General features: G+C 41.0%; 26 protein-coding genes. 8 read left to right on the top strand and 18 right to left on the bottom strand.

Annotation, left to right across the window (positions count from 1 at the left end; translation table 11 throughout):
- Positions 1 to 6 precede the first annotated feature (6 nt).
- Positions 7 to 1,467: a succinylglutamate-semialdehyde dehydrogenase gene (gene astD / locus FH971_RS17115; RefSeq protein ID WP_137225494.1), complete on the top strand. Its 1,461-nt coding sequence runs from the start codon at positions 7 to 9 to the stop codon at positions 1,465 to 1,467.
- 68 nt (positions 1,468 to 1,535) lie between these two features.
- The gene (locus tag FH971_RS17110; protein WP_137225496.1) at positions 1,536 to 2,336 is read left to right on the top strand and encodes a DUF1338 domain-containing protein; all 801 of its coding nucleotides are present in this window, start codon (positions 1,536 to 1,538) and stop codon (positions 2,334 to 2,336) included.
- Positions 2,337 to 2,406: 70 nt separating this feature from the next.
- Here FH971_RS17110 and FH971_RS17105 read toward each other — a convergent pair whose 3' ends face one another.
- The 4 genes from FH971_RS17105 to crp form a co-directional block, all read right to left on the bottom strand.
- The gene (locus FH971_RS17105; RefSeq protein ID WP_137225498.1) at positions 2,407 to 3,741 is read right to left on the bottom strand and encodes an ATP-binding protein; all 1,335 of its coding nucleotides are present in this window, start codon (positions 3,739 to 3,741) and stop codon (positions 2,407 to 2,409) included.
- Positions 3,738 to 4,412 (bottom strand): response regulator transcription factor, encoded by a 675-nt coding sequence (locus tag FH971_RS17100; RefSeq protein ID WP_137225500.1) that lies wholly within the window; start codon positions 4,410 to 4,412, stop codon positions 3,738 to 3,740. Before FH971_RS17100 ends, FH971_RS17105 begins: the two co-directional genes overlap by 4 nt.
- Complete coding sequence (locus FH971_RS17095) at positions 4,393 to 4,749, bottom strand: PepSY domain-containing protein (RefSeq protein WP_140235124.1); 357 nt, start codon at positions 4,747 to 4,749, stop codon at positions 4,393 to 4,395. The genes FH971_RS17100 and FH971_RS17095 overlap by 20 nt, the downstream gene beginning before the upstream one ends.
- Before the next feature lie 117 nt (positions 4,750 to 4,866).
- Positions 4,867 to 5,502: a cAMP-activated global transcriptional regulator CRP gene (gene crp, locus FH971_RS17090; RefSeq protein WP_137225504.1), complete on the bottom strand. Its 636-nt coding sequence runs from the start codon at positions 5,500 to 5,502 to the stop codon at positions 4,867 to 4,869.
- Positions 5,503 to 5,798: 296 nt separating this feature from the next.
- Between crp and FH971_RS17085 the strand changes: the two genes are divergently transcribed.
- Entirely contained in the window at positions 5,799 to 6,578 is a 780-nt protein-coding gene (locus tag FH971_RS17085; RefSeq protein WP_140235123.1) for a tetratricopeptide repeat protein, read from the top strand.
- A gap of 196 nt (positions 6,579 to 6,774) precedes the next feature.
- Here the strand turns inward: FH971_RS17085 and FH971_RS17080 are convergent, their stop codons facing one another.
- From FH971_RS17080 to FH971_RS17070, 3 genes are all read right to left on the bottom strand, one after another.
- Positions 6,775 to 7,671, bottom strand: a complete 897-nt coding sequence (locus tag FH971_RS17080; protein ID WP_137225508.1) for a phosphoribulokinase — start codon at positions 7,669 to 7,671, stop codon at positions 6,775 to 6,777.
- 117 nt (positions 7,672 to 7,788) lie between these two features.
- Positions 7,789 to 8,040 (bottom strand): YheU family protein, encoded by a 252-nt coding sequence (locus FH971_RS17075; RefSeq protein ID WP_140235122.1) that lies wholly within the window; start codon positions 8,038 to 8,040, stop codon positions 7,789 to 7,791.
- 12 nt (positions 8,041 to 8,052) lie between these two features.
- Positions 8,053 to 9,066: a hydrolase gene (locus FH971_RS17070; RefSeq protein ID WP_137225512.1), complete on the bottom strand. Its 1,014-nt coding sequence runs from the start codon at positions 9,064 to 9,066 to the stop codon at positions 8,053 to 8,055.
- A gap of 111 nt (positions 9,067 to 9,177) precedes the next feature.
- Here FH971_RS17070 and FH971_RS17065 point away from each other — a divergent pair, with 111 nt between their 5' ends.
- Both FH971_RS17065 and FH971_RS17060 read left to right on the top strand, forming a co-directional pair.
- A complete protein-coding gene (locus FH971_RS17065) occupies positions 9,178 to 9,690 on the top strand; it encodes a TAT leader-containing periplasmic protein (RefSeq protein ID WP_140235121.1) in 513 nt (170 codons plus the stop codon).
- Between the two features lie 23 nt (positions 9,691 to 9,713).
- A complete protein-coding gene (locus FH971_RS17060; RefSeq protein WP_140235120.1) occupies positions 9,714 to 11,303 on the top strand; it encodes a GMC family oxidoreductase in 1,590 nt (529 codons plus the stop codon).
- A 400-nt stretch (positions 11,304 to 11,703) separates the two neighbouring features.
- Here the strand turns inward: FH971_RS17060 and FH971_RS17055 are convergent, their stop codons facing one another.
- Both FH971_RS17055 and FH971_RS17050 read right to left on the bottom strand, forming a co-directional pair.
- Complete coding sequence (locus FH971_RS17055; RefSeq protein WP_140235119.1) at positions 11,704 to 12,186, bottom strand: TIGR02444 family protein; 483 nt, start codon at positions 12,184 to 12,186, stop codon at positions 11,704 to 11,706.
- A 94-nt stretch (positions 12,187 to 12,280) separates the two neighbouring features.
- Positions 12,281 to 14,191: an ABC transporter ATP-binding protein gene (locus FH971_RS17050; protein WP_140235118.1), complete on the bottom strand. Its 1,911-nt coding sequence runs from the start codon at positions 14,189 to 14,191 to the stop codon at positions 12,281 to 12,283.
- Between the two features lie 176 nt (positions 14,192 to 14,367).
- On the opposite strand from FH971_RS17050, the gene FH971_RS17045 reads away from it, so the two are divergent.
- Entirely contained in the window at positions 14,368 to 14,565 is a 198-nt protein-coding gene (locus FH971_RS17045) for a YheV family putative zinc ribbon protein (protein WP_137225522.1), read from the top strand.
- A gap of 45 nt (positions 14,566 to 14,610) precedes the next feature.
- Here the strand turns inward: FH971_RS17045 and FH971_RS17040 are convergent, their stop codons facing one another.
- The 8 genes from FH971_RS17040 to sfsA form a co-directional block, all read right to left on the bottom strand.
- Positions 14,611 to 15,129, bottom strand: coding sequence for a DUF4124 domain-containing protein (locus FH971_RS17040; protein WP_140235117.1), 519 nt, complete (start codon positions 15,127 to 15,129; stop codon positions 14,611 to 14,613).
- A 292-nt stretch (positions 15,130 to 15,421) separates the two neighbouring features.
- Positions 15,422 to 16,276: a pantoate--beta-alanine ligase gene (gene panC, locus FH971_RS17035; protein WP_140235116.1), complete on the bottom strand. Its 855-nt coding sequence runs from the start codon at positions 16,274 to 16,276 to the stop codon at positions 15,422 to 15,424.
- A gap of 62 nt (positions 16,277 to 16,338) precedes the next feature.
- Positions 16,339 to 17,133, bottom strand: a complete 795-nt coding sequence (gene panB / locus FH971_RS17030; protein ID WP_137225528.1) for a 3-methyl-2-oxobutanoate hydroxymethyltransferase — start codon at positions 17,131 to 17,133, stop codon at positions 16,339 to 16,341.
- 62 nt (positions 17,134 to 17,195) lie between these two features.
- Positions 17,196 to 17,690, bottom strand: a complete 495-nt coding sequence (gene folK, locus FH971_RS17025; protein ID WP_140235115.1) for a 2-amino-4-hydroxy-6-hydroxymethyldihydropteridine diphosphokinase — start codon at positions 17,688 to 17,690, stop codon at positions 17,196 to 17,198.
- 2 nt (positions 17,691 to 17,692) lie between these two features.
- Positions 17,693 to 19,000, bottom strand: coding sequence for a polynucleotide adenylyltransferase PcnB (pcnB, locus tag FH971_RS17020; RefSeq protein WP_167496117.1), 1,308 nt, complete (start codon positions 18,998 to 19,000; stop codon positions 17,693 to 17,695).
- 240 nt (positions 19,001 to 19,240) lie between these two features.
- Entirely contained in the window at positions 19,241 to 20,122 is an 882-nt protein-coding gene (gene gluQRS, locus FH971_RS17015) for a tRNA glutamyl-Q(34) synthetase GluQRS (protein ID WP_140235114.1), read from the bottom strand.
- Positions 20,123 to 20,260: 138 nt separating this feature from the next.
- A complete protein-coding gene (gene dksA / locus FH971_RS17010; RefSeq protein ID WP_137225536.1) occupies positions 20,261 to 20,704 on the bottom strand; it encodes an RNA polymerase-binding protein DksA in 444 nt (147 codons plus the stop codon).
- Positions 20,705 to 20,824: 120 nt separating this feature from the next.
- Complete coding sequence (gene sfsA, locus FH971_RS17005) at positions 20,825 to 21,529, bottom strand: DNA/RNA nuclease SfsA (RefSeq protein WP_140235113.1); 705 nt, start codon at positions 21,527 to 21,529, stop codon at positions 20,825 to 20,827.
- 144 nt (positions 21,530 to 21,673) lie between these two features.
- Here sfsA and pepB point away from each other — a divergent pair, with 144 nt between their 5' ends.
- Positions 21,674 to 22,948 (top strand): aminopeptidase PepB, encoded by a 1,275-nt coding sequence (gene pepB / locus FH971_RS17000; protein WP_140235112.1) that lies wholly within the window; start codon positions 21,674 to 21,676, stop codon positions 22,946 to 22,948.
- A gap of 53 nt (positions 22,949 to 23,001) precedes the next feature.
- On the opposite strand, the gene thpR is transcribed toward pepB, so the two are convergent.
- Complete coding sequence (gene thpR, locus FH971_RS16995) at positions 23,002 to 23,550, bottom strand: RNA 2',3'-cyclic phosphodiesterase (protein ID WP_140235111.1); 549 nt, start codon at positions 23,548 to 23,550, stop codon at positions 23,002 to 23,004.
- Positions 23,551 to 23,742: 192 nt separating this feature from the next.
- On the opposite strand from thpR, the gene FH971_RS16990 reads away from it, so the two are divergent.
- Positions 23,743 to 26,004 (top strand): putative bifunctional diguanylate cyclase/phosphodiesterase, encoded by a 2,262-nt coding sequence (locus tag FH971_RS16990; RefSeq protein WP_140235110.1) that lies wholly within the window; start codon positions 23,743 to 23,745, stop codon positions 26,002 to 26,004.
- Positions 26,005 to 26,143 lie beyond the last annotated feature (139 nt).

The following is a 26,143-nucleotide window of genomic DNA, read 5'->3' as shown; positions in this document are numbered from 1 at the left end:
CAAGAAATGACACAATATATTCAAGGTCAGTGGTTAGCTGGCGAAGGTCATGAAATTAACTCAAAAAACCCTGCCAATGGTGACGTAATTTGGCAAGGTAACACCGCGACCGCTATTCAAGTGAATGCGGCGGTTGATGCCGCTCGTGCGGCGCAGTTTGATTGGTTTATGTTGGGATATGAAGCCCGCTTAACCATTGTTGAAGCTTATCGCGCACAACTAGAAGCTAATAAAGCCGAGATAGCAGAAACCATCGCTCAAGAAACTGGTAAGCCACAGTGGGAAACGGCCACTGAAGTGGGCGCTATGATTGGCAAGATAGCATTGTCAGCAAAAGCTCACGACAAACGTACCGGTACTGAAACGAATGATTTACCTGCAGGACGCGCCGTGCTGCGCCATAAGCCTCATGGTGTAGTTGCGGTATTTGGCCCATATAACTTCCCAGGACACTTACCCAATGGACACATAGTGCCAGCATTACTTGCCGGTAATACTGTGGTATTTAAGCCATCAGAGCTAACACCTAAAGTGGCTGAGTTAATGTTGAAGTGTTGGGACAAAGCCGGTTTACCACAAGGTGTGGTTAACTTAGTGCAAGGTGAAGTCGAAACAGGTAAAGCATTAGCATCACACCCGCAAATTGACGGTTTATTTTTTACCGGTAGTTCTCGTACTGGGCATATTTTACATCAACAATATGCGGGGCATCCGGGTAAAATTTTAGCCTTAGAAATGGGCGGCAATAATCCGCTTATCGTTAAAGGCGTTACCGATACTAAAGCTGCGGTACATGACATTATTCAGTCTGCTTATATCTCGTCTGGGCAGCGTTGTACTTGTGCCCGTCGTTTATATATTGAAGAAGGCGCTCAAGGCGATGCGTTAATTGCAGAGTTAGTTAGTGCGGTTAAGCAAATCAAAGTTGGTGCTTGGAACGCGCAACCACAGCCATTTATGGGCTCGATGATTTCTGAAACTGCAGCGCGTGGCATGGTTGCCGCTCAGGCGACGCTTCAGTCATTAGGTGGCGTTTCTTTAGTTGAGTTGGCGCAAATTGAAGCCGGTACTGGTTTAGTATCTCCAGGCTTAATTGATGTCACTAAAGTCGCTGAATTACCAGATGAAGAATATTTTGGCCCATTATTGCAGTTAGTTCGTTACCGCGATTTTGATCAAGCGATTCATTTAGCTAATGCGACTCGTTATGGTTTATCAGCAGGTTTATTAGCAGATAGTAGAGAAGATTACGATTACTTTTTAGCGCGTATTCGTGCTGGTATTGTTAATTGGAATAAGCAAATCACTGGCGCGTCAGGCGCAGCACCATTTGGTGGTGTTGGTGCATCGGGTAATCATCGTGCAAGTGCATTTTATGCTGCTGATTACTGCGCTTATCCAGTCGCTTCAATGGAAGCCGATTCAGTAAGCTTACCTGCTACTTTAAGCCCAGGTTTATCAATTTAACTGATAAGTTTATCGGGTGATCATGTTGGTGACAGAAGTTGCCAACATTATTTTAGAAGGATTTAACCATGCATACTGACGTAAATGCTTTGTTTGCTGCCTTATGGCAAGACTACATTCAGATGACGCCTTCAGCAGCGAAAATTCATCAACTATTAGGTCATGGCGCGCCAATCATCAATGACCATATCGCCTTGCGTACCTTTAATATCGCTAAGGTGAATTTAAGCGTATTGGCTAAGCATTTCACTTCTATCGGTTATGTCGATAGTGGCGATTATAAGTTTGAACAGAAAAAACTGATAGCCAAGCACTTTGAGCATCCGGATCCAAAGCAGCCGAAGGTGTTTATCTCTGAGTTGTTAGTAGAAGAATTTAGCCCTGAGTTGCAAAAGAGCATTCATGGTTTAATTGAACAAGTGGATGTTGCGGCAACCACGGCAGATAATTTTATTTATTCTGGGCGTCATTGGGATTTAGATAAAGCGACCTACCAATCATTGCTTGCCGAGAGTGAGTACGCAGCATGGGTTGCAGCATTAGGATATCGTGCTAATCACTTTACCGTTTCTATTAATGATCTGCCTCAGTTTGAACGCATTGAAGACGTTAACCAAGCTTTGAAAGATGCTGGTTTTGTCTTAAATGCTTCAGGTGGTGAAATTAAAGGCTCGCCAGAAGTATTGCTAGAGCAGTCTTCTACCATGGCTGATAAAGTGATGGTAAAGTTTACTGATGGTGATGCTGAAATTCCTAGTTGTTTCTACGAATTCGCCCGTCGTTATCCAATGGATAATGGTCAGCTTTATACTGGCTTTGTTGCGGCATCAGCAGACAAGATTTTTGAAAGCACCAATGCAATGATGTAACAAAATAGTATTGGCTGAGTAGTCGACTATTGGCGAAATGGAGTGCGATTAGCTGAATAGAATACCAAGGTCAGGGGTTTATCAAAATGCTGACATTAAGCCCTTGTAATGACTTGCTACGACTAAATTGCAATACGAAGCCATATTGGTCGCATATCTCCTTAACAATCGATAAGCCCAATCCGTGGCCCATTGTCGCTTCATCTAATCGGGTGCCTCGGGAGGTGAGTAATGCAATTTGTTGTTGTTCTACACCTTTACCATCATCTTCAATCTGTACAAGAATACCACCAGAAGGTAAATAATCTATGCTGACATTAACCTGTGTTAGTGCCCATTTGAAAGCGTTATCGAGTAGGTTACCAAATAATTCCATGCCATCTTCGCGATGAATTGGAATACGGCTAATCTGTTGTGGATTAATGATGCTGCAATTAATAACCCGTTGGTGATGCACTTTATGAAGGGTTTGGATTAATCCATCGAAATCCTTGGGTACTGCAAGTTGCGCCGCGGGTAACATGTCTCCGGTGATCCGTGCCGCGGCCAATTTACGTTCAATCATTTTATGAACTAAATCTAATTGCTGTTGCATTGCGCTTGCAGCATCAGGATGGCTGAGTCCGAGCGCTTCCACTTGCTGCTGCATCACCGCTAATGGGGTTTTTAAGCCATGACTTAAATTGCCTAGGTTATTGCGACTGCGTTCAATTTGTTTGGCTGTGTAGTCTAATAGCTCGTTATAGGTTTCTGCTAGCGGGCGGATTTCTGCTGGAATTTGTGAGATTGTTAACGAGGCTATTTCACCTTCGCGCAATTTAGCCAGCGTACCTTGGATTTGATTAACAGGTTTAAATGATTGACGTAAGATGATAAAAATACCGGTAATCATGGCCAATAACATGCCAATATTGATTGCTAGTTTAGTACCAAATACTTCGCTAAATACTCGTCGGCCAATGCTTAAATCCTGGGCAACGGTGAGTGTGGCTGTGTTGTGACTATTTGGTGCTCCAATGCCAATGGATAACAGCTGCATATCATTATTTCTAGGCCCTTTTGCTTGCCAAGCTCGCTTCTGTTGCGCTTGTAATGGCTCAATTTGTAATTCTGCATCCCATAATGAGCGAGAGCGAATAGTACGGTCAGGTAAATTTAATTGAAAGTATCGTCCTGAATAGGCGGGTCGGTAGAAACTGGATAATTGGCTTTGGTCGATAACCAACTCACCCTCATCAAGTCGGGTGGCGATAATAATGTGTTCTAAATCTTCTTCTAGGCGGTTAATAATCGAGTCGTGAAACGCATCTCGCAGCATTGACTCAAACAAAAATAAGCCTATGAGGGTGGCAATGATGACTAATCCACTGAGCCATAAGCTCAATTTAAAACGAATCGAGATCATTCAATAATGCCATGAAAAATATAACCCTGGCCACGACGGGTTTCGATAGCTGTTTTACCGAGCTTTTTACGTAAATGAGTTACGTAAACTTCAACAACATTACTTTCCTTTTCATCATCAAATTGATAAAGCTTCTCTGTAAGTTGCTGTTTAGATAGCAGCTTTTTAGGCGACATTAAGAAAATTTTCAGTAATCTAAACTCCATGGATGTTAATTCATATACGTGTTCATTGACGGTCACTTTTTGCTCGTTTTCGTCTAAATTAACCCCGGCATAGCATAATTGTTTGGAGGAAGAATTAATTCGCCCATGAGCTCGGTGAATAAGGGCTTGAATTCGCGCTAGTAGCTCTTGAGTGTGAAAGGGTTTACCTAAGTAATCATCAGCACCAGCATTAAAGCCTTCAACCTTTTGGTGCCACTGGCTTCGGGCCGTCAACATGATTACCGGGGTTGTGATGCCGCGGTCTCGCCATTGAGTGAGCAGCGACAAGCCATTGCCGTCTGGTAAACCTATATCTAAAATGACACAGTCATAATCGGTTTCTTTGATCAAATAATCTGCTTCAATAGCTTTGTCTGTGACATCTGTAATATAACCAGCTTGCTTGAGTTGTTTTTCAAGCTCGGCAACGAGTAATGGATTATCTTCAACGAGTAACAGTTTCATGTTTAGTACATTCGCTCGGTAATTGATTCAATGAATCCTGTATGCCATTGGCTGCATCTAATTGCAGATTAATAACATGCCCATGTGTTAGTTTAAATTGCAGATCATAGCGCCATTTGTCTTTATCTTTATCTTGATATAGCTGCGCATCGATTAAGTGACCATCACAATATTGTGACACCCACGCTAAATAATCATCTAATGAAGGTATATTACCAGAAGATACTAATTTTTGGACGTTGTCATGATCTAGAGGGAATTCTTTTACAGGAATCTCTTGTTGATTAATGGTGATGGCCATTAAGCTGCTTATGGCTATAGAAAACAAGCTATTCATGGTCGCTCCAAAATAAAAAAAGTGGCGTTCAGAGTATGAACACCACTTTAAGTATCTTGGCTTAAATCAAGCTGAAGCTTTTATGATCAAGGTTTGAACATTTAGCCTTAGTCGTATTTAGCGTGTGCCGTAAACCACTATTGTTTTACCGTGTGCTTGGATCAAATTCTGTTCTTCAAGCATTTTCAAAATACGGCCAACAGTTTCACGTGAACAACCGACAATTTGACCAATCTCTTGACGAGTGATCTTAATTTGCATGCCGTCAGGATGTGTCATCGCATCTGGTTGTTTGGCAAGGTGTAATAGCGTTTGTGCAATACGGCCAGCGACATCAAGAAACGCTAAGTCGCCTACTTTTTGGCTAGTACTGTGTAAACGATAGGCCATTTGCGCCGAAAGTTTCATCAGGATCTCAGGATTTACCTGAATGAGTTGCTTAAACTTCTTATAAGAAATTTCTGCAATTTCACATGCTTGCTTAGCACGAACCCAAGCGGTACGTTCAGATTGCTCTTCAAATAATCCAAGCTCACCGATAAAGTCGCCTTGATTCAGATAAGAAAGGATCATTTCTTTACCTTCTTCATCTTTGATCAATACTGCGACCGAACCTTTAACGATATAATATAAAGTATCAGAATCTTCGCCAGCGTGAATTAACGTGCTTTTTGCTGGGTACTTATGAATGTGACAATGTGAAAGAAACCATTCTAATGTTGGGTCAGGTTTTGGCTTACCAATCAGAGCCATATGATATTCCTCGATTGATTAAAAATGAAAGTAAGTAATGTCTAATTAAGGATTCTACGTTATTGAAACGATGAAAACTTTGATAGAGATCGTATTTAAAGATGTGCGTAGTGTATATTAACTTGTTAAATTTTAGATTAATTTTATTTTGTTTGTGATGAAAGTCGACTTTTTTTGTAAATTTGTTTAATTATCACTGAGATTGAATTATAGCTAATGTTATTTGTCTATTGTATTGGTTGCATGAGTTAGCTAATGTTATTTAATCAGTATAATAAATAGTTGTCGAGGTCTGCGTGAAAAAACTTAGTCAAATCGGGGTTATTGTGTGTGTTGCTCTATTGAGTGGACTAGGTTTGCCTGTTAATGCGTTTGTTATTCCCCCTTCGAGCCAATCTCTGGCAGCGACTAAACTGGTTCATATTCAGATTAAAGCCAAGCAGGGTGATGCAGATGCCCAATTTTTATTAGGGTTAATGAACCTTTCGGGGCGATATGTTGCTCAAGATATTAAACAAGGGCTAAGTTGGGTTAATCTTGCCGCGCAGCAGCAAAATATCAAAGCGCAACAAACATTAGCAGACTTATCTTTTGAAGGTAAATTATTTCCACGAGATTTAGCATTGGCAGAAAAATGGTATCTGCAAATGACTGAGCAAGGAGATAAATGGGCTCATTTTCGTTTAGGGTTTATTTATTCTGCTGGTGGCGATGGTGTTATACGTAATTGTGGTAAAGCGATGGAGCAGTTTAGTGCTGCAGGTGATTCAATATCAATGGGTAATATAGCTTGGATATTAGCCACATGTCCTGAAGCTCAATATCGTGATGGATCACGTGCGCTGTCGATTTCGTTAAAATTACTTGAACATAATCAAAATGACCCAACGGTATTAGATAACCTTGCTGCAGCCTATGCAGAAATAGGTGATTTTACTTCTGCTATTGATGCTCAGAAAAAAGCGATTGATGCGTTGAGAAATAAACCGGAGATTGCGCGCAGTGATGAATTTATTTTACGCTTGAAGCAGTACCAAAATAATCAAGCTTATCGAGAAATTATTCCACTCATGTAGTGCCAATAAAACGCTAAGGTTCACTTAACGGTATTAAAGTTGATATTGGCTTGAGTATCGGGGCATTGGATTGCGTTGATGTGCTTAATGCACTAACAGATCGAGAAGGGGGATTAGTACTTTAAACACATCAACTGTCGTTATTTCGCCTGAAATCACGATGCGGTTATCTTAGTCTTTCTGACTTAAATCAAGCTTAATCGAGCTTAATATCATCTAGACTTTGCAACTCGATACGTTTATCCATTAAGTCTTTAATTAATGGAGTCAAAATTAATTCCATCGCTAATGACATTTTACCTCCGGGCACAACCAGCGTATTGACCCGTGACATAAATGAGCCTTGGATCATATTAAGGTAATAAGGGAAATCAACATTGTTAATACCGCGAAAGCGGATTACAACAAAGCTTTCATCTAAGCTCGGAATGTCTTTTGCACTAAAAGGATTAGAGGTATCTACGGTGGGAACCCGTTGAAAGTTAATATGTGTACGTGAGAATTGTGGCGTCATGTGTTTAATATAATCGTCCATGCTGCGCACAATTGAACCCATTACTTTTTCACGACTATGACCCCTATCATTGGTATCGCGAATAATTTTCTGGATCCATTCTAAATTGACTATCGGAACCATGCCGATCAAAAGATCGATATGTTTAGCCACATCAGCGTCTTCTGTTACCACACCACCGTGTAGTCCTTCGTAATACAGCATATCGGTATTTTCAGGTAAATCACGCCACTGGGTGAACGTACCTGGCATTTGGTTGAATGGAACGGCTTCGTCGAATGTATGTAAATAACTGCGAGTCTGACCATTACCTGTGTCACCGTAACTGGTAAAACATTCTTCGAGTTTTTTGAAGTTATTCGCTTCGGGACCAAAATAACTTAAATTACGATTTTCAGCCTGTGACTTTCTAATTAATACTTCCATTTCTGCGCGAGTGAAATTATGAAAACTGTCACCTTCAACGAATGCTGCAGTAATACCTAGCTGTCTAAAAATATGAGTAAAGGCAGTAGTTGTCGTTGTTGTGCCAGCACCGGATGAACCAGTTACAGCAATAATAGGGTGTTTTGCTGACATGTTATTTGCCTAGGTAATGTTGTGGACGCAAAAAATCGAGTCACTAGTTATACGGTAATTATCACCCGTCGGTCAATTATTCAGAGGTAACAATGTGATTATTTTGTCGAAATAATATCATTTTTTATTGCGACTAGTCGGCAGATGGACGCGTTGTCGTATCGCAATAGACTCATCATCCTCACTAAACTCAACCACTAGCTCACCTTTTTTTAGTGCGAGCTTACATTGTTCCATTGCTCTAGCTAATTGTTGCTGATCGGCATCACTAAAACTGCCGTCTTCAAGTTGCGATAATAAATATTCTTTTATGATACCTTGCAGTGTTTCTTGGGGTAATGACAGTAAAGCTTCATACGGCACAAGCATGGTGTATTCCTATTAAAGATCTCGCTGGGAAGATGGAGGGGCGTACTCGGATACTGTAGCTCCAGCAAGTTGAATAAACTCCAGAATACGATGTTCGAGGTAAAAACGTGGTTTCCAAGGCCATCCACCTTCAATAAACCCGACATGCCCGCCAAAATCATGCAATTCATATTCAACCATGGGTGATAATTGCTCTTGATTTGGGATGACATCATCAGTCATAAAGGGATCATCTTTGGCGTGGATCACTAATGTGGGCTTAGTAATATGTTGTAAATAAGCAAGGCCACTAGATTGCTGATAGTAATCATTGACGTCAGTAAAGCCGTGTAATGGCGCGGTGACTTTATCGTCGAACAAGTAAAATGTATCCAGTTTTTTCAGCTGACTTTTACTGATAGGCATTTGCTCGGCCAACTCTGGGGTATTAATTTTATCGAGCATTTTCTGTTGTAAGCGCTTTATTAAGAATCGCTGATAGTGAGTTGAAAAGCCACTTTCTAAGCGTTTGGCACATGCTGCTAACTTGAGCGGTGCAGACACTACAACAGCCCGTTCAAGTAGGCTGTGTCGTTCGGTGCTACCTTGGTATTTTGCCAATACATTGCCGCCCAAACTGTAGCCAACGGCATATAGAGGTGAATCAGGATAATAGTGTTTTAGTTGTGCTAGGGTAAATGCAAAATCGTTAACATCGCCGCTATGATAACTGCGAGCTAGGCGATTTGGCTCACCAGAGCAGCCTCGATGATGATGAACAACAGCAGACAATTTGGCTTTTTTTGCTTCAATGAGCATTCTGCGTGCATAATGTGATTCTGTGTTACCTTCAAGGCCATGAATAATCACTAAGATAGGCTCACCATTTTGAGCTTGGCCTAACCAATCTAAATCGATGAAATCGCCGTCAGGTAACTCTTGTCGCTGTCTAAATGTTGTTGGTCTGGCTACTTTGAAAAGCAATGGTAGAATCGTTTGGATATGTGGACTTGCAGCCCACCAAGGCGGAGTAAACAGCTTTTTCATAAATGGAATAATTCTACAATTGTTTGTGAAATTTAAACGTATTTTTAAATGTTTGTCGTGCCACTTTACCACATAAAAAATACTGACAACAATAAACTCAAAGGGAAGTAAATGAAGCGACGATCCTTTATTACTGGTGCTTTTGTCGGAACTGCGGCACTCGCGCTAGGTGTTAACTTGTATTCGCCAAGTGTCACCAATTCGATGGATGATATTCATCACCGAGTCTTGTTTAGTGTACTGATCCCAGTGTTCTTAGATGGTGCATTACCTGAAGTGCCTAGCCACAAAGAGATTGCGATTAATCGCACTTTAGATGCGATTTCGCAATCAATAACTCATTTACCCATTGAGCAACAACAAGAGTTGATGGAATTGCTGGAGTTGCTTGAAGGACGCTTTGGCTTATTATTGCTAAGTGGCAGTATGACACCGCTGTTAATGCGTGAACCACAGCAATTGATCGACATGTTAGAGTTTTGGCGTCATAACTATTTGGACATGTTAACAACCGCTTATAACGGATTACGTGAATTGATAATGGCAAGTTACTATGCCTGTCCGGAACATTGGGGCAATTTACGCTATGTAAAGCCCACTTTCTTGGTGCATAACGCGCATTAATCCCTTATGTAAGGAGCTCTCCCTTGGCCATTATTGATCCTATTATCACCGGATTAAGCTCAGGCTGGCATCATATTGATGCCAGTACCTTAGAAATGGATCGTCACTTTGACGCTGATGTAGTTATAGTTGGTACTGGAGCAGGTGGCGGTACCGCTGCAGAGATACTCACTGAAGCGGGTTTAAAAGTGATTATGATTGAAGGTGGATCGCTTAAATCATCAACTCACTTTGATATGGAAGAACGTCACGCTTATCCTAATTTGTACCAACAAGCGGCGGCGATGAAAACCGCAGATAAAGGCGTGGGTATATTTCAAGGCCGAACTGTGGGCGGTTCAACAACAGTCAATTGGACCACATCCATCAGAACACCCGAGCAAACCTTAGCTTATTGGCAGCAAGAAAAGTCGGTAAAAGGTTTGTCTTCGCAAGATTTACTACCTTGGTTTGAGCTAATGGAACAGAGGCTCAATATTGAGCAGTGGCAATTTGAGCCCAACCGTAATAACGGTGCTTTGCGAGAGGGTTGCGAAAAGTTAGGTTGGGATTACACCGTTATTAAACGCAATGTAAAAGGATGTTGGAATACCGGTTACTGCGGCATGGGGTGTCCTGTTAACGCCAAACAATCAATGCTAGTGACCACCATACCTGCCGCATTAGATAAAGGTGCAACGCTGATTTCTCGGGCTAAGGTAATCAAACTTGAACATAAAGGCGATCAAGTTGTTGGCTTAACGGCTCAGGCATTAACAGAAGGTTTAGCACCAACGTCAGTTAAGATTACCTTCACCGCTAAGCATTATATTTTAAGTGCAGGGGCTATTCATACGCCGACGATTTTAATGCGTTCAAATACCCCTGATCCGCATAAGCAATTAGGTAAAACGTTTTTACATCCGTCATTGCTATCGGGCGGAATTTTTGCGGAACAAATTAATGGTCACAGTGGTGCGCCGCAGTCCATATACTCAGATGAATTTGTTTGGCGTGATGGTGCAAGTGGCGATCTAGGTTATAAGCTTGAAGTTGCGCCTGTACATCCAGTGCTGATCGCATCTAAAACCATTGGTTATGGTGTGAGCCACGCACAGTTAATGGCTAATTTTAACCAAATGCAGGTCACCATTGCGCTTATTCGTGATGGTTTCAATCAACAATGTCCTGGTGGACAGGTAAGGTTAACCGACACCACTTTTGCGTTAGATTATCCGTTAAACCAAGGTTTTTGGGATGGTGCACGCAGAGCATTTTTGTCTATGGCGGAACTGCAGTTTGCTGCCGGCGCTAAAAAGGTGTTACCAATGCATGATGGCTTGGCTTTTCTTAATTCGTGGGGTGAAGCGAAGCAGGCGATTAATAACGCAGATTTAGGTTTATTAAAAACCATTGTCGCCTCAGCCCATGTGATGGGAGGTTGTGCAATGGGTGAAGATAAAACCCTTTCAATGGTCGATGGCTTTGGTCATTCTCATTATCTTGAAAATTTATCGGTCATGGATGGTTCGGTATTTCCCACCAGTTTGGGGGCTAACCCTCAATTGTCTATTTATGGGATTGTCGCACGAAATGCAACAGCATTAGCTGAGAGGCTAACTCAAGCTAGTTAACTCAATTAACTTGATATACTGGCTATGGTCGGTATATCAAGTGATACTGAGGAGGATGTATCGGTATTAGCGAGCGATAGACTGATTTTGGCAATGAATAGGGCCAGCTGATCTTTCAAGGTTTTTTTTGCAGCGATTTTTTGGTCATTACTTAAACATGAGCTACAAGGCACCGGCTTTGTCGTGGCGCTATTTCTCTGTCATCCAGTTAGTGCTTGTGAGCGGGAGCCAACTCTTTTCTTTATTGCCTTTGTCCGCTATGTTTTGCCATAACGAACGGTTAATTTACGTTATAGATTAACCATCATGACATGATAGCCATTTTTATCGTCTTAAAATGCCGTTATGGGTGTGATAGTAAAATTGTCTGTGCGCAAGTTATATAATAAGTGATTGTGTATTAAGAACGAATGACACCTTGCGGAATTAACTCAAGCATAATGGTTTCATCTAAACCAAATAAGCTTAGATAATGTTGTATATTGCTAGATCCAGAATCATCGGAATTAACCGTTTCTCCATCCAGTAAATTTAACTTCTGCAACAACATATTTTGAGATTTGCGTTCCATAATTAACTCAACATCTAGCATATTCTGATACTCGTCGCTGGCCAAGTAAACCTTAGTGATCCGACGTAATCGTCGATAAGGTTGTAACACATTCGCTTCCCATTTATCCACTACACTGGTTAATGTTTCCCAGTGCTGCTGCGTCAAAACGTAATGTTGTTGATCAAGGTATTGGGCTAATAATAAAATGTTAATATTTACTTGGTAACTGTCTTGTAAGTGTATGTAAAACTCAGGATTAACTGAATAATTTTGCTCGCAATGACGCCAAATTGTGTGACTAAACATTTGGTGATGAATAGACTGCGACATGCCATTTCCTTTTCTGTATCGATGTGATTAATAGACACTAAATATGATAATAAATCAATACTCAATTAATACTAAGTTAATATGAATCAATTGTTTATTGAAAATCTTGTTCAATAACTTCAATCTGCTCTTGAATCTCTAACCAATTCATTTCGCTTTCATCCATGCTTTGCGTCAGCGTGGTGCGTTCGTTGAGAACATTAGTCATTTTAGCCTTGTTTTCTGCTTCGTATAAGCTGCCATCGGCTAATTCAATTTCTAATTCTGCTAATCTTTTACTAATTTTCTGTTGTTGGGTCTCTAACTTTATTTGTTGTTTTTTCAGAGGTGAAACTTGTTGGCGTAGTTCAGCGGCCATTCTTTTTTGCTGCTTTTTATCAACCGTGTTACCGCTGGTGGCTGTATCCGTTTTATTGTTGGCTTGGGCCAATTTTGCGGCATCTAGCAACCATTGATGATAATCATCTAAGTCGCCGTCAAAAGGTGTCACAGCGCCTTGATCTACTAAGTAATAGTCACTACAACTTAAGCGTAATAAGTGACGGTCATGGGACACAATAACCATTGCGCCTTCAAAGCTTTGCAATGCCATAGTGAGCGCGTGGCGCATTTCTAAATCTAAATGGTTGGTGGGTTCATCGAGTAACAATAGGTTAGGGCGCTGCCAAACGACTAATGCTAATACTAGGCGGGCTTTTTCGCCGCCAGAAAAAGGTCGTACGGGCGACAAAGCCATATCACCATTAAAGCCAAATCCACCTAAAAAGCTACGTAATTCTTGCTCGCTAGCATTAGGCGGCGCAAGTCTGACCAAGTGTTGCATTGGGGTATCATCAAGACTTAAAAATTCAACTTGATGCTGAGCAAAATAACCAATGTTTAACCCTGGGTTAGGTTGGTATTTACCCGTTTTGGCCTGTAATTGACCTGATAACAGTTTAATAAGTGTCGATTTACCCGCACCGTTTCTGCCCAATAGACCGATTCGCGCGCCTGGAACCAGATTTAACTCAACTTGCTTGAGGATGATTTTATCTTCATAACCAATAGAGACATTTTCCATCACTATTAGTGGATTTGGTAAGGCTTCAGGTTTCCTAAAGGCCATTTGAAATGGATTGTCTACTTGTGATGGCAATAACTCAGCCATGCGTTCGAGGGCTTTTAAGCGGCTTTGTGCTTGTTTAGCTTTACTGGCTTTATAGCGAAATCGGTCAACAAATGACTGCATATGTGAACGTTCTTTCTGTTGACGCTCAAAGGCCACTTGTTGTTGTGCCATACGTTCTGCACGCACACGTTCAAAAGAAGAGTAATTGCCTTTGTAATAATTTAATTTGTGATTTTCGACATGAACAATTTCACCGACAATGCCATCAATAAAGTCACGATCGTGACTAATTAAAATAAGCGTACCTTGATAAGATTTTATCCAACCTTCTAGCCAATACATAGTATCTAAGTCTAAGTGGTTGGTTGGCTCATCGAGTAACAATAGATCGGAGCGGCATAACAAGGCTTGGGCTAAGTTGAGGCGCATTCGCCAGCCCCCAGAGAAGCTTTTGACTGGATTGCGTTGGTCTACATCCTTAAACCCTAGGCCGGCTAATAACGCGCCTGCTCGAGCGTGAATGGCATAACCGCCAATAGCATCAATTTTGCCATGAATAAGTGCAATGGCATTACCGTTATTATCGGTTTGAGCTTTGTCTAACTCGGCTTCAAGTTGACGGTATTCAATATCGCCATCAATAACGTATTCTAATGCGGAGACATCTAACGCTGGTGTTTCTTGAGCTACTGAGGCAACTTGCCAACCTGCAGGGAAGCTGAATTCACCTTTATCAAGATGCAAATGACCCAAAATCAAGGCAAGCAGTGATGATTTACCGGTACCATTGGCCCCAACAAGGCCAACCTTATGTCCGGGATAAATCGTCAGTGAGGTTTCATCGAGTAAGGTTTTACTGCCGCGAATTAACTGAGCTTGGCTAATGTTGATCATTAATTACAACTTGATATTTGAGAATAGAATAATGGTGCAGATAATATCGCATATACGATTTATTTCCCACAATCACGGGACTCATGTGGGCTAATCATGGCAAAATAGGCACATAAAGTAGATAAATACCTCCTTGAGTAAACATCTCAGTCAGTAACCACTAAGTCGAGTAAGTCATGACCAAAATTAAAAAGCGTTTTGTCGCCGGCGCTAAATGCCCTAAATGCGGTGCTAAAGACAGTATTTTATTGTTTAAAGAAAATGGTATTGAAACTGTTGAATGCACTGAATGTGATTATCGTGAGCAGCAAACTGATATTAAAGCGCCTCAAAAGACCAGTGGCAGTATGATTGGGGTATTTAAACCAGACTAAAACATATTTAACTGAAATATACCTCAGCAGGTATGGTGAGTGAGGCTAATTATTTATATCGTTATCGGGTGGCGTTTCGGTAGCGATCTTTGTTCTCTGCTGCTCTAATATGCTGATGAAATCTGTATTATGTTTATTTAGATCATCAAAGCGTTTGGTCACCTGTTGTAGCTCTAAAGCATAACTGGGATCGTCTTTGGGCTTGGTCTGCCAGTAACGTTTACGATCGAGCTTTTGCAGTTCACTGGCGCGTAATATTTCAAAATAGCTGTTTTCTTGCTTTAAGCGATAAATTTCGCCATCAAGCAATTTCAACAATTTCTGTTTCGAAAGAGTTTGGTTATTAAGCAATGCTGTTAATGGATCTTCTTTGAGTTCGCGCTTGTCAGAGTCGATTTCGGTGGTAATACCTAATTGGTATTCAATTTTATGTTGGCTATATTCTTGCGGACAAAAAGTTTGGCTGAAAACGACTTTTTCATCCATCATGCATTTGTAAATAGTATTGGCTTGAGCAGTAAAAGCGCTCATGGTCAGTACCATCAATAATAGTCTTTTTGCCATACGGCCACACATCCTTTTGTTATCACTATTTTCGATATCAGTTGGTTAGGTTTTGAATATTAACCCCTGTCGAACATCCCTAAAACCTAACAACTCATTCTTCTGTTTAGTTGGCTATGCCAACAATTGGTTATGGCAACAATGATATTATGCTAGTGATATTATTGGTTAAATATGACGCAATTTTATCGATAAAGCCAGTTTTTTGGCAATAGGAATTTAAAATAATAACCAAATCTTTGTTTATTATTTATCGACTTAAGCTGATAAAAATTGCTGTGTTAAGTGGGTATTAACTCAAGTGACGTTTAAATGACACATTATCGATTAAACGAGCCTTGCCTAGATACGCGGCGGCAATAACAACGAGTTCGCTGTCTGTGGCGGTGATTTGACGTAATGTATTGGCATTTCTCACTTCAAGATAATCTGGGGTAAAGCCAGCATTAACCAGCTGTTTTTCGGCTTTTAAGATAGCGTCTTGTATTGCTTCACCGTGTTGAATAGCGCTAATAATAATATCTAGAGCCTGTTTTAATGTCGCAGCAGAGTGTTTTTCATCTGCGGTTAAATAGCCGTTACGTGAACTCATTGCCAGACCAGATTGTTCACGAATAGTCTCAACACCAATGACTTTAATTGGCATCGATAAATCTTCAACCATGGTTTTGATGATCATCAATTGTTGAAAGTCTTTACGGCCGAATAAAGCGATATCAGGCTGAACAATATTAAACAGTTTGGTGACAATAGTTGCCACACCACGAAAATGACCTGGGCGGCTGGCACCACATAATTCATTGCCAATATCAGGTACTTCAACAAATGTTTGTTGTGCTAAACCTTTAGGGTAAATCATCTCTGGTGTCGGAGTGAACAGTATTGCTGTTCCGGCAGCCATCAACTTGTCGCTATCTTGTGCGAGTGACCGTGGGTAACCGTCTAAGTCTTCGTTGGCACTAAATTGCAGTGGGTTAACAAAAATAGATACAACCACATGATCTGCATGCTTTTGGGCTTCATTCACTAATGCAATGTGACCTTGATGTAAGTTGCCCATTGTTGGTACAAAGGCAACTGTTTCGCCGTTACGACGCCAAGCATTAACATGTTCGCGAATGGTTGAAATAGCAGTGGTGGTAATCATTTTCTGTTGGAGCCTTAATAATAAAACAACGTCGTTATTTGATGTACATTCAAAGTTAATGATTAATTAAATGTATGTTCTTCAGCAGGGAAAGTTCCGTTTGCAACTTCATCAATGTAGGCTCTGATCGCAGAACGGATTTCACCAGTTTGCTTGAGATAGTTTTTAGAAAAACGCGGAATATAACCACTGGAAATCCCTAAAACATCATGCATTACCAGAATTTGTCCATCAGTGTCGGCACCTGCACCAATACCAATAACCGGGATCGTTAATGCTTCAGTGATGGCTTTAGCAAGTGGAGCAGGAATACATTCAACCACTAATAATTGCGCACCAGCGGCTTGTAATGCTTTAGCTTCATCTAGTATACGTTGAGCGTTGTCGGCATCGCGGCCTTGTACTTTAAATCCGCCAAATACGTTGACTGATTGTGGGGTTAACCCCAAGTGCGCACATACCGGTATGCCGCGTTCAGTTAACATTTTTACGCTTTCAAGTAACCAATGTCCCCCTTCTAATTTAACCATACTGGCACCCGCTTGCATGAGTGTTGCAGCGTTTGTCATGGTTTGCTCAGGGGTGCTATAACTCATAAATGGCATGTCTGCGATAAGTAATGCACGCGCAACACCGCGTTTAACACAAGCTGTGTGGTAGGCAATATCGGCAATGGTTACTGGTAAGGTATCGTCATGGCCTTGCAGTACCATACCCAGAGAATCGCCAACTAAAAGTACATCAACACCTTCGCTGTCAAATGCGCTGGCAAAACTGGCATCATAGGCCGTTAATGCGGTGAACTTTTTAGCTTCTTGTTTGAACTTGATTAGGGTCGAACCGGTGACTTTTGACATAGTAGACTCTTAAAACAATATTGAAATACTAAAAGTTGAGCTTAATGTTCTGTCTGTTAAGATCAACTTAAATCGATAAGTTTTTGCAATTCATCGCGCATTGCTACACTAATAAGGCTTTCAAGACTGGTGTTGCAAGGCAGTGTTAGCGTTGGAGCAATATCTGCTAATGGCACTAATACAAAACTGCGTTGCTTCATGCCGTAATGAGGCACTGTAAGCCGTGGTTCATTTATGTGTTGTTGACCATACAATAATAAATCTAAATCTAAGGTCCGTGGACCCCAGTGTTCGAGTCTAACCCGACCATGTTGCTGCTCAATGGCTTGCAATGCATCAAGTAACTCAACAGGCTGTAAGCTTGTTATAAAACCTGCTACTGCATTAACGTAATCAGGCTGTACAACGTCACCCATTGGCTTGGAACGATAGTAACTAGACACACTTAACGAACCGTCTAAGGCTAATCTTTTAAGTGCGTCGACAGCATCATCTAATTGTTGTGTTGGGTTGGCTAAATTAGCCCCCAAAGCCACATAAACTTGAGTTGCCTGCATTATTACTCAGCTTCTGGTTTCGCTTTAGCCACAGGTTTACGGCGTCGTTTACGCTGTGGTGCATTTCTGTTACGAGTATTACTGCCTTTGATGCTTTTCGCTATGTCGCTGCGGTCAGTTTCATCGGCTTCAACAAACGCTTTCCACCACTCGGCTATCTTGGCGGTATTACCCGCTTCAGCTTCACCGCGTAATAATAGTAAATCATAAGCAGCTCTAAATTTAGGGTGCTCTAACAGTTTAAAAGCACGTGTACCTTGACTGCGCTCTAAGCGCAGTTGTAGCTGCCAAATGTCTCGTGCTGGGGTGCTAAATCTGCGTGGCAAACTAATGGTCCGGCATTGTTGTTCAAGTACATCACCCATTGCTGCAACATGTGCGTCGTAATGCGTTAGACCACTTTCAATGGCGATATCGTCGGCGCGTTGTTTAATTGGGTACCATAATATGGCCGCGAAAAAGAATGCTGGTGTGACTGATTTATCTTCGCTGACACGAATATCTGTGTTGCGCATAACGGCTTGCAGCATTTTAGCTGTATGGCCTTTTGGTGATTCTTCGATAAGCTCGCCGACTTGTGGAAACAAGGGCGTGAATAAACCAAAGCGTAGCATCATCTGATAATTGGCTTCTGCTTTACCGGCAAAGAAGAGTTTTAATACTTCTTCGTACATGCGTGCCGCAGGGATATCGCTTAATAATGGTGCTAGTGCTTTGATGGGGTCAGCGGTAACTGCGTCGATTTGCATATCAAGTTTAGTGGCAAAACGAACGGCTCGGAGCATACGCACCGGATCTTCGCGGTAGCGAGTTTCTGGATCGCCAATGAGCTTAATTGTGCGAGCATTGAGGTCGTTTATACCACCGCCATAACTGCGAATAGAATAGTCATTAATGTCGTAGTAAAGAGCATTAATGGTAAAGTCACGACGTTCCGCATCTTCATCAATCCCACCGTAAACGTTGTCGCGTAATAAACGCCCTTCAGCATTAGACTTAGACACCTTATCGTCGCTTTCACTGTGGTGACCGCGGAAGGTAGCTACTTCGATGACGTCACGACCAAAAACGATGTGTGCCAATCTAAAGCGACGTCCAACTAAACGACAGTTACGAAATAATCGCTTTATGTCTTCTGGGGTAGCGTTGGTGACGACGTCAAAATCTTTTGGTTCAAGTCCTAAAAGGATATCGCGGACACCACCACCCACTAAATAGGCTTTATAGCCTGATTTATTAAGACGGTAGAGTACTTTTAGTGCGTTTTCACTAATTTGACGACGTGAAACTGAGTGGCCATCTCTGGAGATAATATCCAGACGCAAGCCATCTTCTTGAATGGACTCTTCAAGCACTGGAGCTACTTTGTTGGTTTCAAATAGCTGTTTGCAGAATTGGCTAATACGGCGAAAAATAATACACCTCGGAATGCTAGAATAATTTGATTAAAAATCTGGCGGGTATAATACATTAAATGTAATCGAATGAGTATACATGCCGTAGTGCTAAAAAGGTTTAATGCCATAACTTATACTGAATGGTAACGATTGCTAGCTATTTCTCGCCGATAAGACAATTTCTTTTTTTGCCGGAATAGTGCTTATATTAAATTGTTCTATGGCTTGTTCAAGCATCACCTCTACCGAATCATAATCAACGGTTTGCTGACCCAAGAAGGCTAGTGCGGCATTTATACTCGCCTGTGGCTTGATTATATCGATGGCGGGGGCATTATTTTGTTTTGATAATTTAAAGCTTTTTTCGGTACAGGCTAACGGTAAATGTAGCCAACTAGGTTGAGCCAATCCCAGTTGTGAAAACATGCTTATTTGTCGGCAACTGGATTCAAGTAAATCACAACCTCTGACAACTTCAGTGATACCTTGATAGGCATCATCGAGCACAACAGCGAGTTGATATGCATATAAACCATCGCTACGTTTAATGATAAAGTCTTCTTCAGCGAAGTGTTTATCGACAATCACATGGCCTTGAATTTGATCAACAAAACTATCTGTTTTAACTCGATTACGAATTCGAATCGCGCCGTGTGTCAGTCTAGGTTGATGCCGACCGCAACGCCCATCGTACACCCCACCGCTAGTTTGAATGATTTTACGACTACATTGGCAGTAATAAGCATTGTCATTGGCAACAAGTTCATCAATTTGGTTTTGATATGCTTGATGTCGTTGGTGTTGAAATAAAACGGTGCCATGCCAATGTAAGCCATAGGCATCGAGTGTTCTAAGGATATTATCACTTGCACCGATAACTTCACGTGGGGGATCAATGTCTTCTATACGAACTAACCATTGGCCTTGCTGACTGTGCGCGCGAAGATAACTGCCTAATGCAGCAATGAGTGAACCAAAATGAAGCGGGCCTGATGGGGATGGCGCAAAACGTCCGATGTAGGAAGTAATACTCATGGTTTGGTAATGTTTTGGGGTCACTAATACAGTATTGTTTTTGTAACCACAAAATAAAGTGGTAAAACAACGATGTTGTTAAGTCGGTTAAATAAAGAAAACAAAAGAGCGAGATAATCTCGCTCTTTTGATAACGGATTAACCCGCCATTTGTTTTTCTTTGATTTCTGCTAGGGTCTTACAGTCGATACACTGATCGGCAGTAGGACGAGCTTCAAGACGACGAATGCCAATTTCGACACCACATGAATTACAGTAACCAAAATCATCTTCTTCGATTAGTTGTAACGTCTTTTCAATCTTTTTGATCAGTTTACGTTCTCTATCACGTGCACGTAATTCCAAGCTGAATTCTTCTTCTTGTGCTGCACGGTCTACAGGATCAGGAAAATTTGCAGCTTCATCTTGCATGTGAGTTAACGTACGGTCGACTTCTTCACGCAATTGGTTACGCCATGCTTCGAGGATCAACTTAAAGTGACCACGTTGCTTGGGATTCATATACTCTTCACCAGCTGATTCCTGGTAAGGATCTACACCAGCGATAGCGAGTACGCCAAGTTTTTTCGTGCCTTGAGGCATAACGCATCTCCTGTAATAATTTGCGTTTTAAGGGCGTCTTAAATTTACGGCCGCTATCTATAACAGAAACTCTACAGCGTGGCAAATTTTTTACTTTTTTATTTTCACTTTTTCTTTGATTTACACCATCACTTTACATGAAGTCGTTATCTGACTTTCTAATGGTGAAAGGTCAGTTTTATACGCTAACACTTCAACCCCCTCTAATACTGCTTGTTGAAGTAAATCAGCATACTGTGGATCGATATGTCGTGCGGGTTTTACGCAATTTATACCACTGTGTTGTACCACAAACAATAATACCGCACGGTGTCCTAATTCAGCCATGTGCATTAACTCTCGTAGGTGCTTTTGTCCTCGAGTGGTCACAGCATCTGGGAAATAGCCCATCTGCTGTTCTAGTAAAGTACAACTCTTCACTTCAATATAACAGTCTGGTTGGTTTTGGCTAGTGAGTAAAATATCGATACGGCTGTTTTCATTGCCGTATTTTACTTCACGTTTTAGGCTGTCATAACCTAGTAGCTCAGGTATCACTTGTCGATTAATGGCTTCTTCTGCAAGAGCATTGGCTCGTCCAGTATTAATCCCGATAAGTTGTTGCTGATCTGTCTGCATCAATTCCCAAGTGTGGGCATATTTACGTTTGGGATTATCAGAGGTGGAAAACCATACTTTTTCACCTGGAAATAAACAGTTTTTCATTGAACCAGTATTAGGGCAATGAATGGTGATTTCTTGTCCATTAAGCAGTTCAATATCTGCAAGGAAGCGTTTATAACGTTTAATTAATACACCGGATTCTAATTTGGGAGTAAATTGCATCGATGACTCATTTGATGAGTTGATTTACAACTATGCTAACAAACTTTAGCTTGGTTTATCGATTATGTTTTGTCTACACTACTGCCATTGACTCGTGATTAAACACGAGTATTGGTGTTTTTAGACTTACTACAAGGGATTATTATGAATATTATGACCGTTACTCTCACCACCGAAGCCCCTGCAGAACATTGGGGTAAAGCTGATGTCACTTATCAAGGTACTAAGGCGACTATCCATTTATCGGGTGGCGATGAACTGCGACAAGTGCAAATGGCTGCAAGAAAAATTCGCACTCAAGGCATCAATTATGTGCAGCTAGAGGGTGGTTTATGGAATTTGCATTCACAGTGGGCATTTGCGCAAGGTTTTGCTACGGCTAAAACAGGATATCAAGTGGACTGGTGTGGCAGCGATGCTGACAAAGAGACGTTGAACCATCGTGCTGTAGCAGCCCAGTTTGCCCGTAAATTAATTAATGATACCCCTGAAGATTTATCGCCGTTGTCTTTGGCTAATCAAGCTGCGTCTTGGTTAAAAAATATTGGTGGCGACCATGTCAGTTTTACTATTGTTGAAGGCCAAGAATTATTAGAGAAAAAATGGGTCGGTATTCATGCTGTTGGTCGTGGTAGTGAACGTCCTCCTGCGTTGTTAGAGCTCGACTTTAATCCATTAGGCGCTGATGCACCGGTATCTGTGGCTTTAGTGGGTAAAGGCATTACATTTGACTCTGGCGGTTATAGCTTGAAGTCGTCAGAAGGCATGTTAGCAATGAAATGCGACATGGGCGGCGCAGCAACTGTTACTGCTGCGTTGGGATTGGCGATGAAGGAGGGGTTAAATAAACGCGTTAAGCTATTCCTTTGTTGTGCGGAAAATCTAATCAGCGGTCGAGCCTTTAAATTAGGTGACATTTTAACGTATAAAAATGGTACTACGGTTGAAGTGGTTAATACTGACGCTGAAGGGCGTTTAGTACTGGCTGATGGTTTACAAGCCGCGTCAGAAACAGGTGCAGGTTTAATTATTGATGCTGCAACATTAACCGGTGCTGCTGTGATGGCGGTAGGTTCAAATTATAATGCGATTTTTTCACCACAAATGGCGACATTGCAATTAGCACAAAAGAGCGCTGCTGCAGTATCTGAGAATGTATGGCCGTTGCCGTTAGATGCTTGGCATAAAGATATGTGTCCATCAGCTTATGCCGATACGGCTAATAGCCGACCAACCAAAGGTGGTGGCGCGGGCGGTGCATCAAATGCTGCTGGGTTCTTATGGCGTTTTGTGTCGCCAGAAGCAAATTGGTTGCATGTTGATTTAGCGGCTGCATTTGAATCATCTGCATCACCATTGTGGGGCGCAGGTGCCACAACTCATGGCGTATTGACGATAGCTGAGTTATTGAAAGACTAATTATTTTTGAGCGTGACAAAGCCGTCGTTCACCTTATGTGACGGCGGTTTTTTTTATTCTTTGAGCTTTAAAGGCCAACTTTTTAATATCGTATAATGAACATTATTGTGCTGACGAGTCGATTGATATAAATGTAAATGGCTCGGTGCAATGGTGAGTTGAATGTTCGGTTTAGTTTTTGGCAGTGATACCGATGTCACCCCGCGAAATAGACTAATATGTGGAATATAGTCATATTGATTTTTTGCGAGTTGGTGAATATCTGCAATTCTCCTAACGGCATCAGCCATAGTGTGCAATGATGCACAGGCCTGTCCTTTTAAGCAGATTGTTTTTGCAGCTTGCCACCAATCTAAGGTATCGATAGTTTGGCTAAATTTGGTCTTTGGCATTTGTTCTATAGCGGTAAGAATATCAGCGTAACTGGTCGGATCTACTGAACCGAAAAAGCCTAATGTTAGATGTAAATTGTGTGCTAAAACCATTGCGGGGTTAGTGTCTGTTTTATGTTTAAGTGATTGTTGTAAATGTAATATTTTTTGTGTTTGTGGTTCATCTAAACTAAAGCCCACAAATAATCTTGTTGATGGACATGATTGCATTCGGTTGAGCCTGTGATCAGTTGGGTTGAAACATAAGCGTGAATAGATTATTAATAGCACTTAATGTAAAAATTTATCACATTATCAGTTAACTATTTAACCAATATGGTACTTATCTTTAGCGATAAGCTCCATGTGATAAGTGACTTTATTCCCAGCAAATTGAATTGCTAACCTTAACTGAGTTGATGAATGACCAATAGTACCCAGCAACTATTGAAAAGCGTTTTTACTGATGGACCTATTGAAGGCAATAATACTTCGGTGTTATCACTGCTTAATCAGGCTCTGCAATTAGTTTGCAAAAGAATGGAATGCACTGCTGCATTTGTGTTGACTAGTCAATATGATAAATTATTCGCAGTTGATAGTGATATAATCGATACCACTGAACAACAATGTGTCAGTTATTTTGGTGCATCATCCACATCAGAACCACTTTTTAATCAACAGCTTCAAGATAACTTTCCTTTATTTGAATCCATACTCTGCAATCATCAACCTATTATTTATGCTTCTTTAGCCGAACAAGAGTTAATCGCTGCCGACAATCCAATATTAATCCCGCTTTTAGAGATATTTGATGACCTTGATATTGACTGCAAACATCTTGGATTAAGCTCAGTATTACAGGTGGGTAATGTTAAGGTTGTACTTGGGACCTTGTGTGCATCAGATACTAATCCTGTGGCCAATCAGTATGACGATCCATGTCAATTTGTACTCAATTTACTTGAAGACACAGCATATCAACTAGCGTCTTCATTAGAGTTACGACGTTTAGCAGTGCTATTTGATAACAAAAATAAGCAGTATCAAGAGTTATTTCAATTATTGCCTATGCCATGTGCGCTGATTGATTTACACGATAATGTGGTACTGCAAAATGGGGTGAGTAAACATAGTTTACCTATAACCATAGGGCAGAGTTTATTTAACTTATTACGTGAAGACGATCATCCACTGCTACTTGATACATTGCATATTGTTCGTGAAGGGATTTTACGCCAAGCTTGGTGTGAAGTGCCGCTACGAAATGGAGTTCAAATTAAGTGGTATAAGTTTAGTTTTTGTCAGGCTCTTAATCAGCAACAGCAGTTATTGTTAATGATTGAAGATGTGACTGAGCGTTACCGACTTACCGATGAATTGTCGTTTCATTCAAATTATGATGTGTTAACTGGATTACCCAATCGGTTGCAGTTTGAAAACATGCTTGAAGAACTATTACATGAAGAAGATCAAGTACCTGCTTGTATAGCGTTTATCGATTTAGATCAATTTCAGGTTGTGAATGATTTAAGCGGACATCAAGCTGGTGACATACTGCTACAACAAGTGGCGACACGATTAAAACAATTACTGCGTAAAGGTGATGTTGTTGCACGTTTAGGCGGCGATGAGTTTGGATTATTGATGCATTACTCAGATATGTCATCATCACAACAAGTGGCTAAACGGATTTGTCAGCAATTATTTGACCATGAATTTATTTGGAAAGGTATTAAGCATAATATCAGTGCCAGTATTGGGATCGCCAAGGTAGATTATGCTGATCCTGATATTTATGGCGTTATGAGTAAAGCGGATGCAGCTTGCCGATTAGCCAAAGAAAAAGGTCGCAATTGTTGGCATTTTTATAATCCTGAAGACCCACAAATGCACTTCATGTATAACCAAATGCTTGCTTCTGTTGATATTACAGGAGCGTTAGCCTTAAATCAGTTTGAATTATTTTATCAATTAATTGAGCCGCTAGATAAACCCGAGACTGGTATTCACATGGAAATCTTGCTGCGTATGGTACAAAGCGATGGCCAATATATATCACCAGGTGTATTTTTACCTGCAGCCGAACGTTATAACTTAGCGCCACGAGTCGATAAATGGGTCATTGACCATTTATTGAAGTGGGGTGGCAATAATTTAGCCATCTGGAAGCAACTTTCTATGGTGTCGGTAAATTTATCAGCTATGTCGCTTGCGGATAAAGAATTTATGAATTGGCTCGAAATGCGCTTGATGGTAGAACCTGAGCTAGTGAGTAAATTATGTTTTGAAATTACCGAAACAGCCGCGGTAAGCCAGTTAGATCAAGCCACAGGATTAATCGATTTACTGGAACCTTTTGGGTGTAAAATTGCTTTAGATGATTTTGGTTCTGGTTTTTCCAGCTTTGCTTATTTGAAATGCCTTGACGTAGATTATGTTAAAATTGATGGCCAATTTGTGGTGAATTTATGTGAAAACCGCAGTGATAAAGCCATTGTTTCAGCCATTTGTCAGCTTGGTAAAGACATGGACTTTGAAGTGATTGCAGAGTTTGTGGAAAACACCGAAATTGGTGTATACCTGAAAAATATTGGTGTCGATTATGCTCAAGGTTATGCCATTAATAAACCGACCCGATTAGCAGAATTACAGAGTGGTTTACGGACACCCTGGTTAACATAAATTGAGTCAATAAAGTGATCTGATGGTCAAAGATGATTAATTGACTCGTGAAACCGGCAGTTAATGACACTTCGGTGCAATTGTGGGTAGAATGAACCTTAGAAAATTGCCGTAAAAGTTAATATCCTTGACCTCAAAA

The organism is Shewanella polaris (assembly GCF_006385555.1).
In the GTDB taxonomy this organism is placed as follows: domain Bacteria; phylum Pseudomonadota; class Gammaproteobacteria; order Enterobacterales; family Shewanellaceae; genus Shewanella; species Shewanella polaris.
Note: the sequence above shows the minus strand (reverse complement) of the source record. Positions and strands in the feature narration are given on the sequence as shown.

Coding starts and splice junctions, on each gene's coding strand:
- astD (WP_137225494.1), top strand. CDS start 7: ATGACACAATATATTCAAGGTCAGTGGTTAGCTGGCGAAGGTCATGAA.
- FH971_RS17110 (WP_137225496.1), top strand. CDS start 1,536: ATGCATACTGACGTAAATGCTTTGTTTGCTGCCTTATGGCAAGACTAC.
- FH971_RS17105 (WP_137225498.1), bottom strand. CDS start 3,741: ATGATCTCGATTCGTTTTAAATTGAGCTTATGGCTCAGTGGATTAGTC.
- FH971_RS17100 (WP_137225500.1), bottom strand. CDS start 4,412: ATGAAACTGTTACTCGTTGAAGATAATCCATTACTCGTTGCCGAGCTT.
- FH971_RS17095 (WP_140235124.1), bottom strand. CDS start 4,749: ATGAATAGCTTGTTTTCTATAGCCATAAGCAGCTTAATGGCCATCACC.
- crp (WP_137225504.1), bottom strand. CDS start 5,502: ATGGCTCTGATTGGTAAGCCAAAACCTGACCCAACATTAGAATGGTTT.
- FH971_RS17080 (WP_137225508.1), bottom strand. CDS start 7,671: ATGTCAGCAAAACACCCTATTATTGCTGTAACTGGTTCATCCGGTGCT.
- FH971_RS17075 (WP_140235122.1), bottom strand. CDS start 8,040: ATGCTTGTGCCGTATGAAGCTTTACTGTCATTACCCCAAGAAACACTG.
- FH971_RS17070 (WP_137225512.1), bottom strand. CDS start 9,066: ATGAAAAAGCTGTTTACTCCGCCTTGGTGGGCTGCAAGTCCACATATC.
- FH971_RS17065 (WP_140235121.1), top strand. CDS start 9,178: ATGAAGCGACGATCCTTTATTACTGGTGCTTTTGTCGGAACTGCGGCA.
- FH971_RS17055 (WP_140235119.1), bottom strand. CDS start 12,186: ATGTCGCAGTCTATTCATCACCAAATGTTTAGTCACACAATTTGGCGT.
- FH971_RS17050 (WP_140235118.1), bottom strand. CDS start 14,191: ATGATCAACATTAGCCAAGCTCAGTTAATTCGCGGCAGTAAAACCTTA.
- FH971_RS17045 (WP_137225522.1), top strand. CDS start 14,368: ATGACCAAAATTAAAAAGCGTTTTGTCGCCGGCGCTAAATGCCCTAAA.
- FH971_RS17040 (WP_140235117.1), bottom strand. CDS start 15,129: ATGGCAAAAAGACTATTATTGATGGTACTGACCATGAGCGCTTTTACT.
- panC (WP_140235116.1), bottom strand. CDS start 16,276: ATGATTACCACCACTGCTATTTCAACCATTCGCGAACATGTTAATGCT.
- panB (WP_137225528.1), bottom strand. CDS start 17,133: ATGTCAAAAGTCACCGGTTCGACCCTAATCAAGTTCAAACAAGAAGCT.
- folK (WP_140235115.1), bottom strand. CDS start 17,690: ATGCAGGCAACTCAAGTTTATGTGGCTTTGGGGGCTAATTTAGCCAAC.
- gluQRS (WP_140235114.1), bottom strand. CDS start 20,122: ATGAGTATTACTTCCTACATCGGACGTTTTGCGCCATCCCCATCAGGC.
- dksA (WP_137225536.1), bottom strand. CDS start 20,704: ATGCCTCAAGGCACGAAAAAACTTGGCGTACTCGCTATCGCTGGTGTA.
- sfsA (WP_140235113.1), bottom strand. CDS start 21,529: ATGCAATTTACTCCCAAATTAGAATCCGGTGTATTAATTAAACGTTAT.
- pepB (WP_140235112.1), top strand. CDS start 21,674: ATGAATATTATGACCGTTACTCTCACCACCGAAGCCCCTGCAGAACAT.
- thpR (WP_140235111.1), bottom strand. CDS start 23,550: ATGCAATCATGTCCATCAACAAGATTATTTGTGGGCTTTAGTTTAGAT.
- FH971_RS16990 (WP_140235110.1), top strand. CDS start 23,743: ATGACCAATAGTACCCAGCAACTATTGAAAAGCGTTTTTACTGATGGA.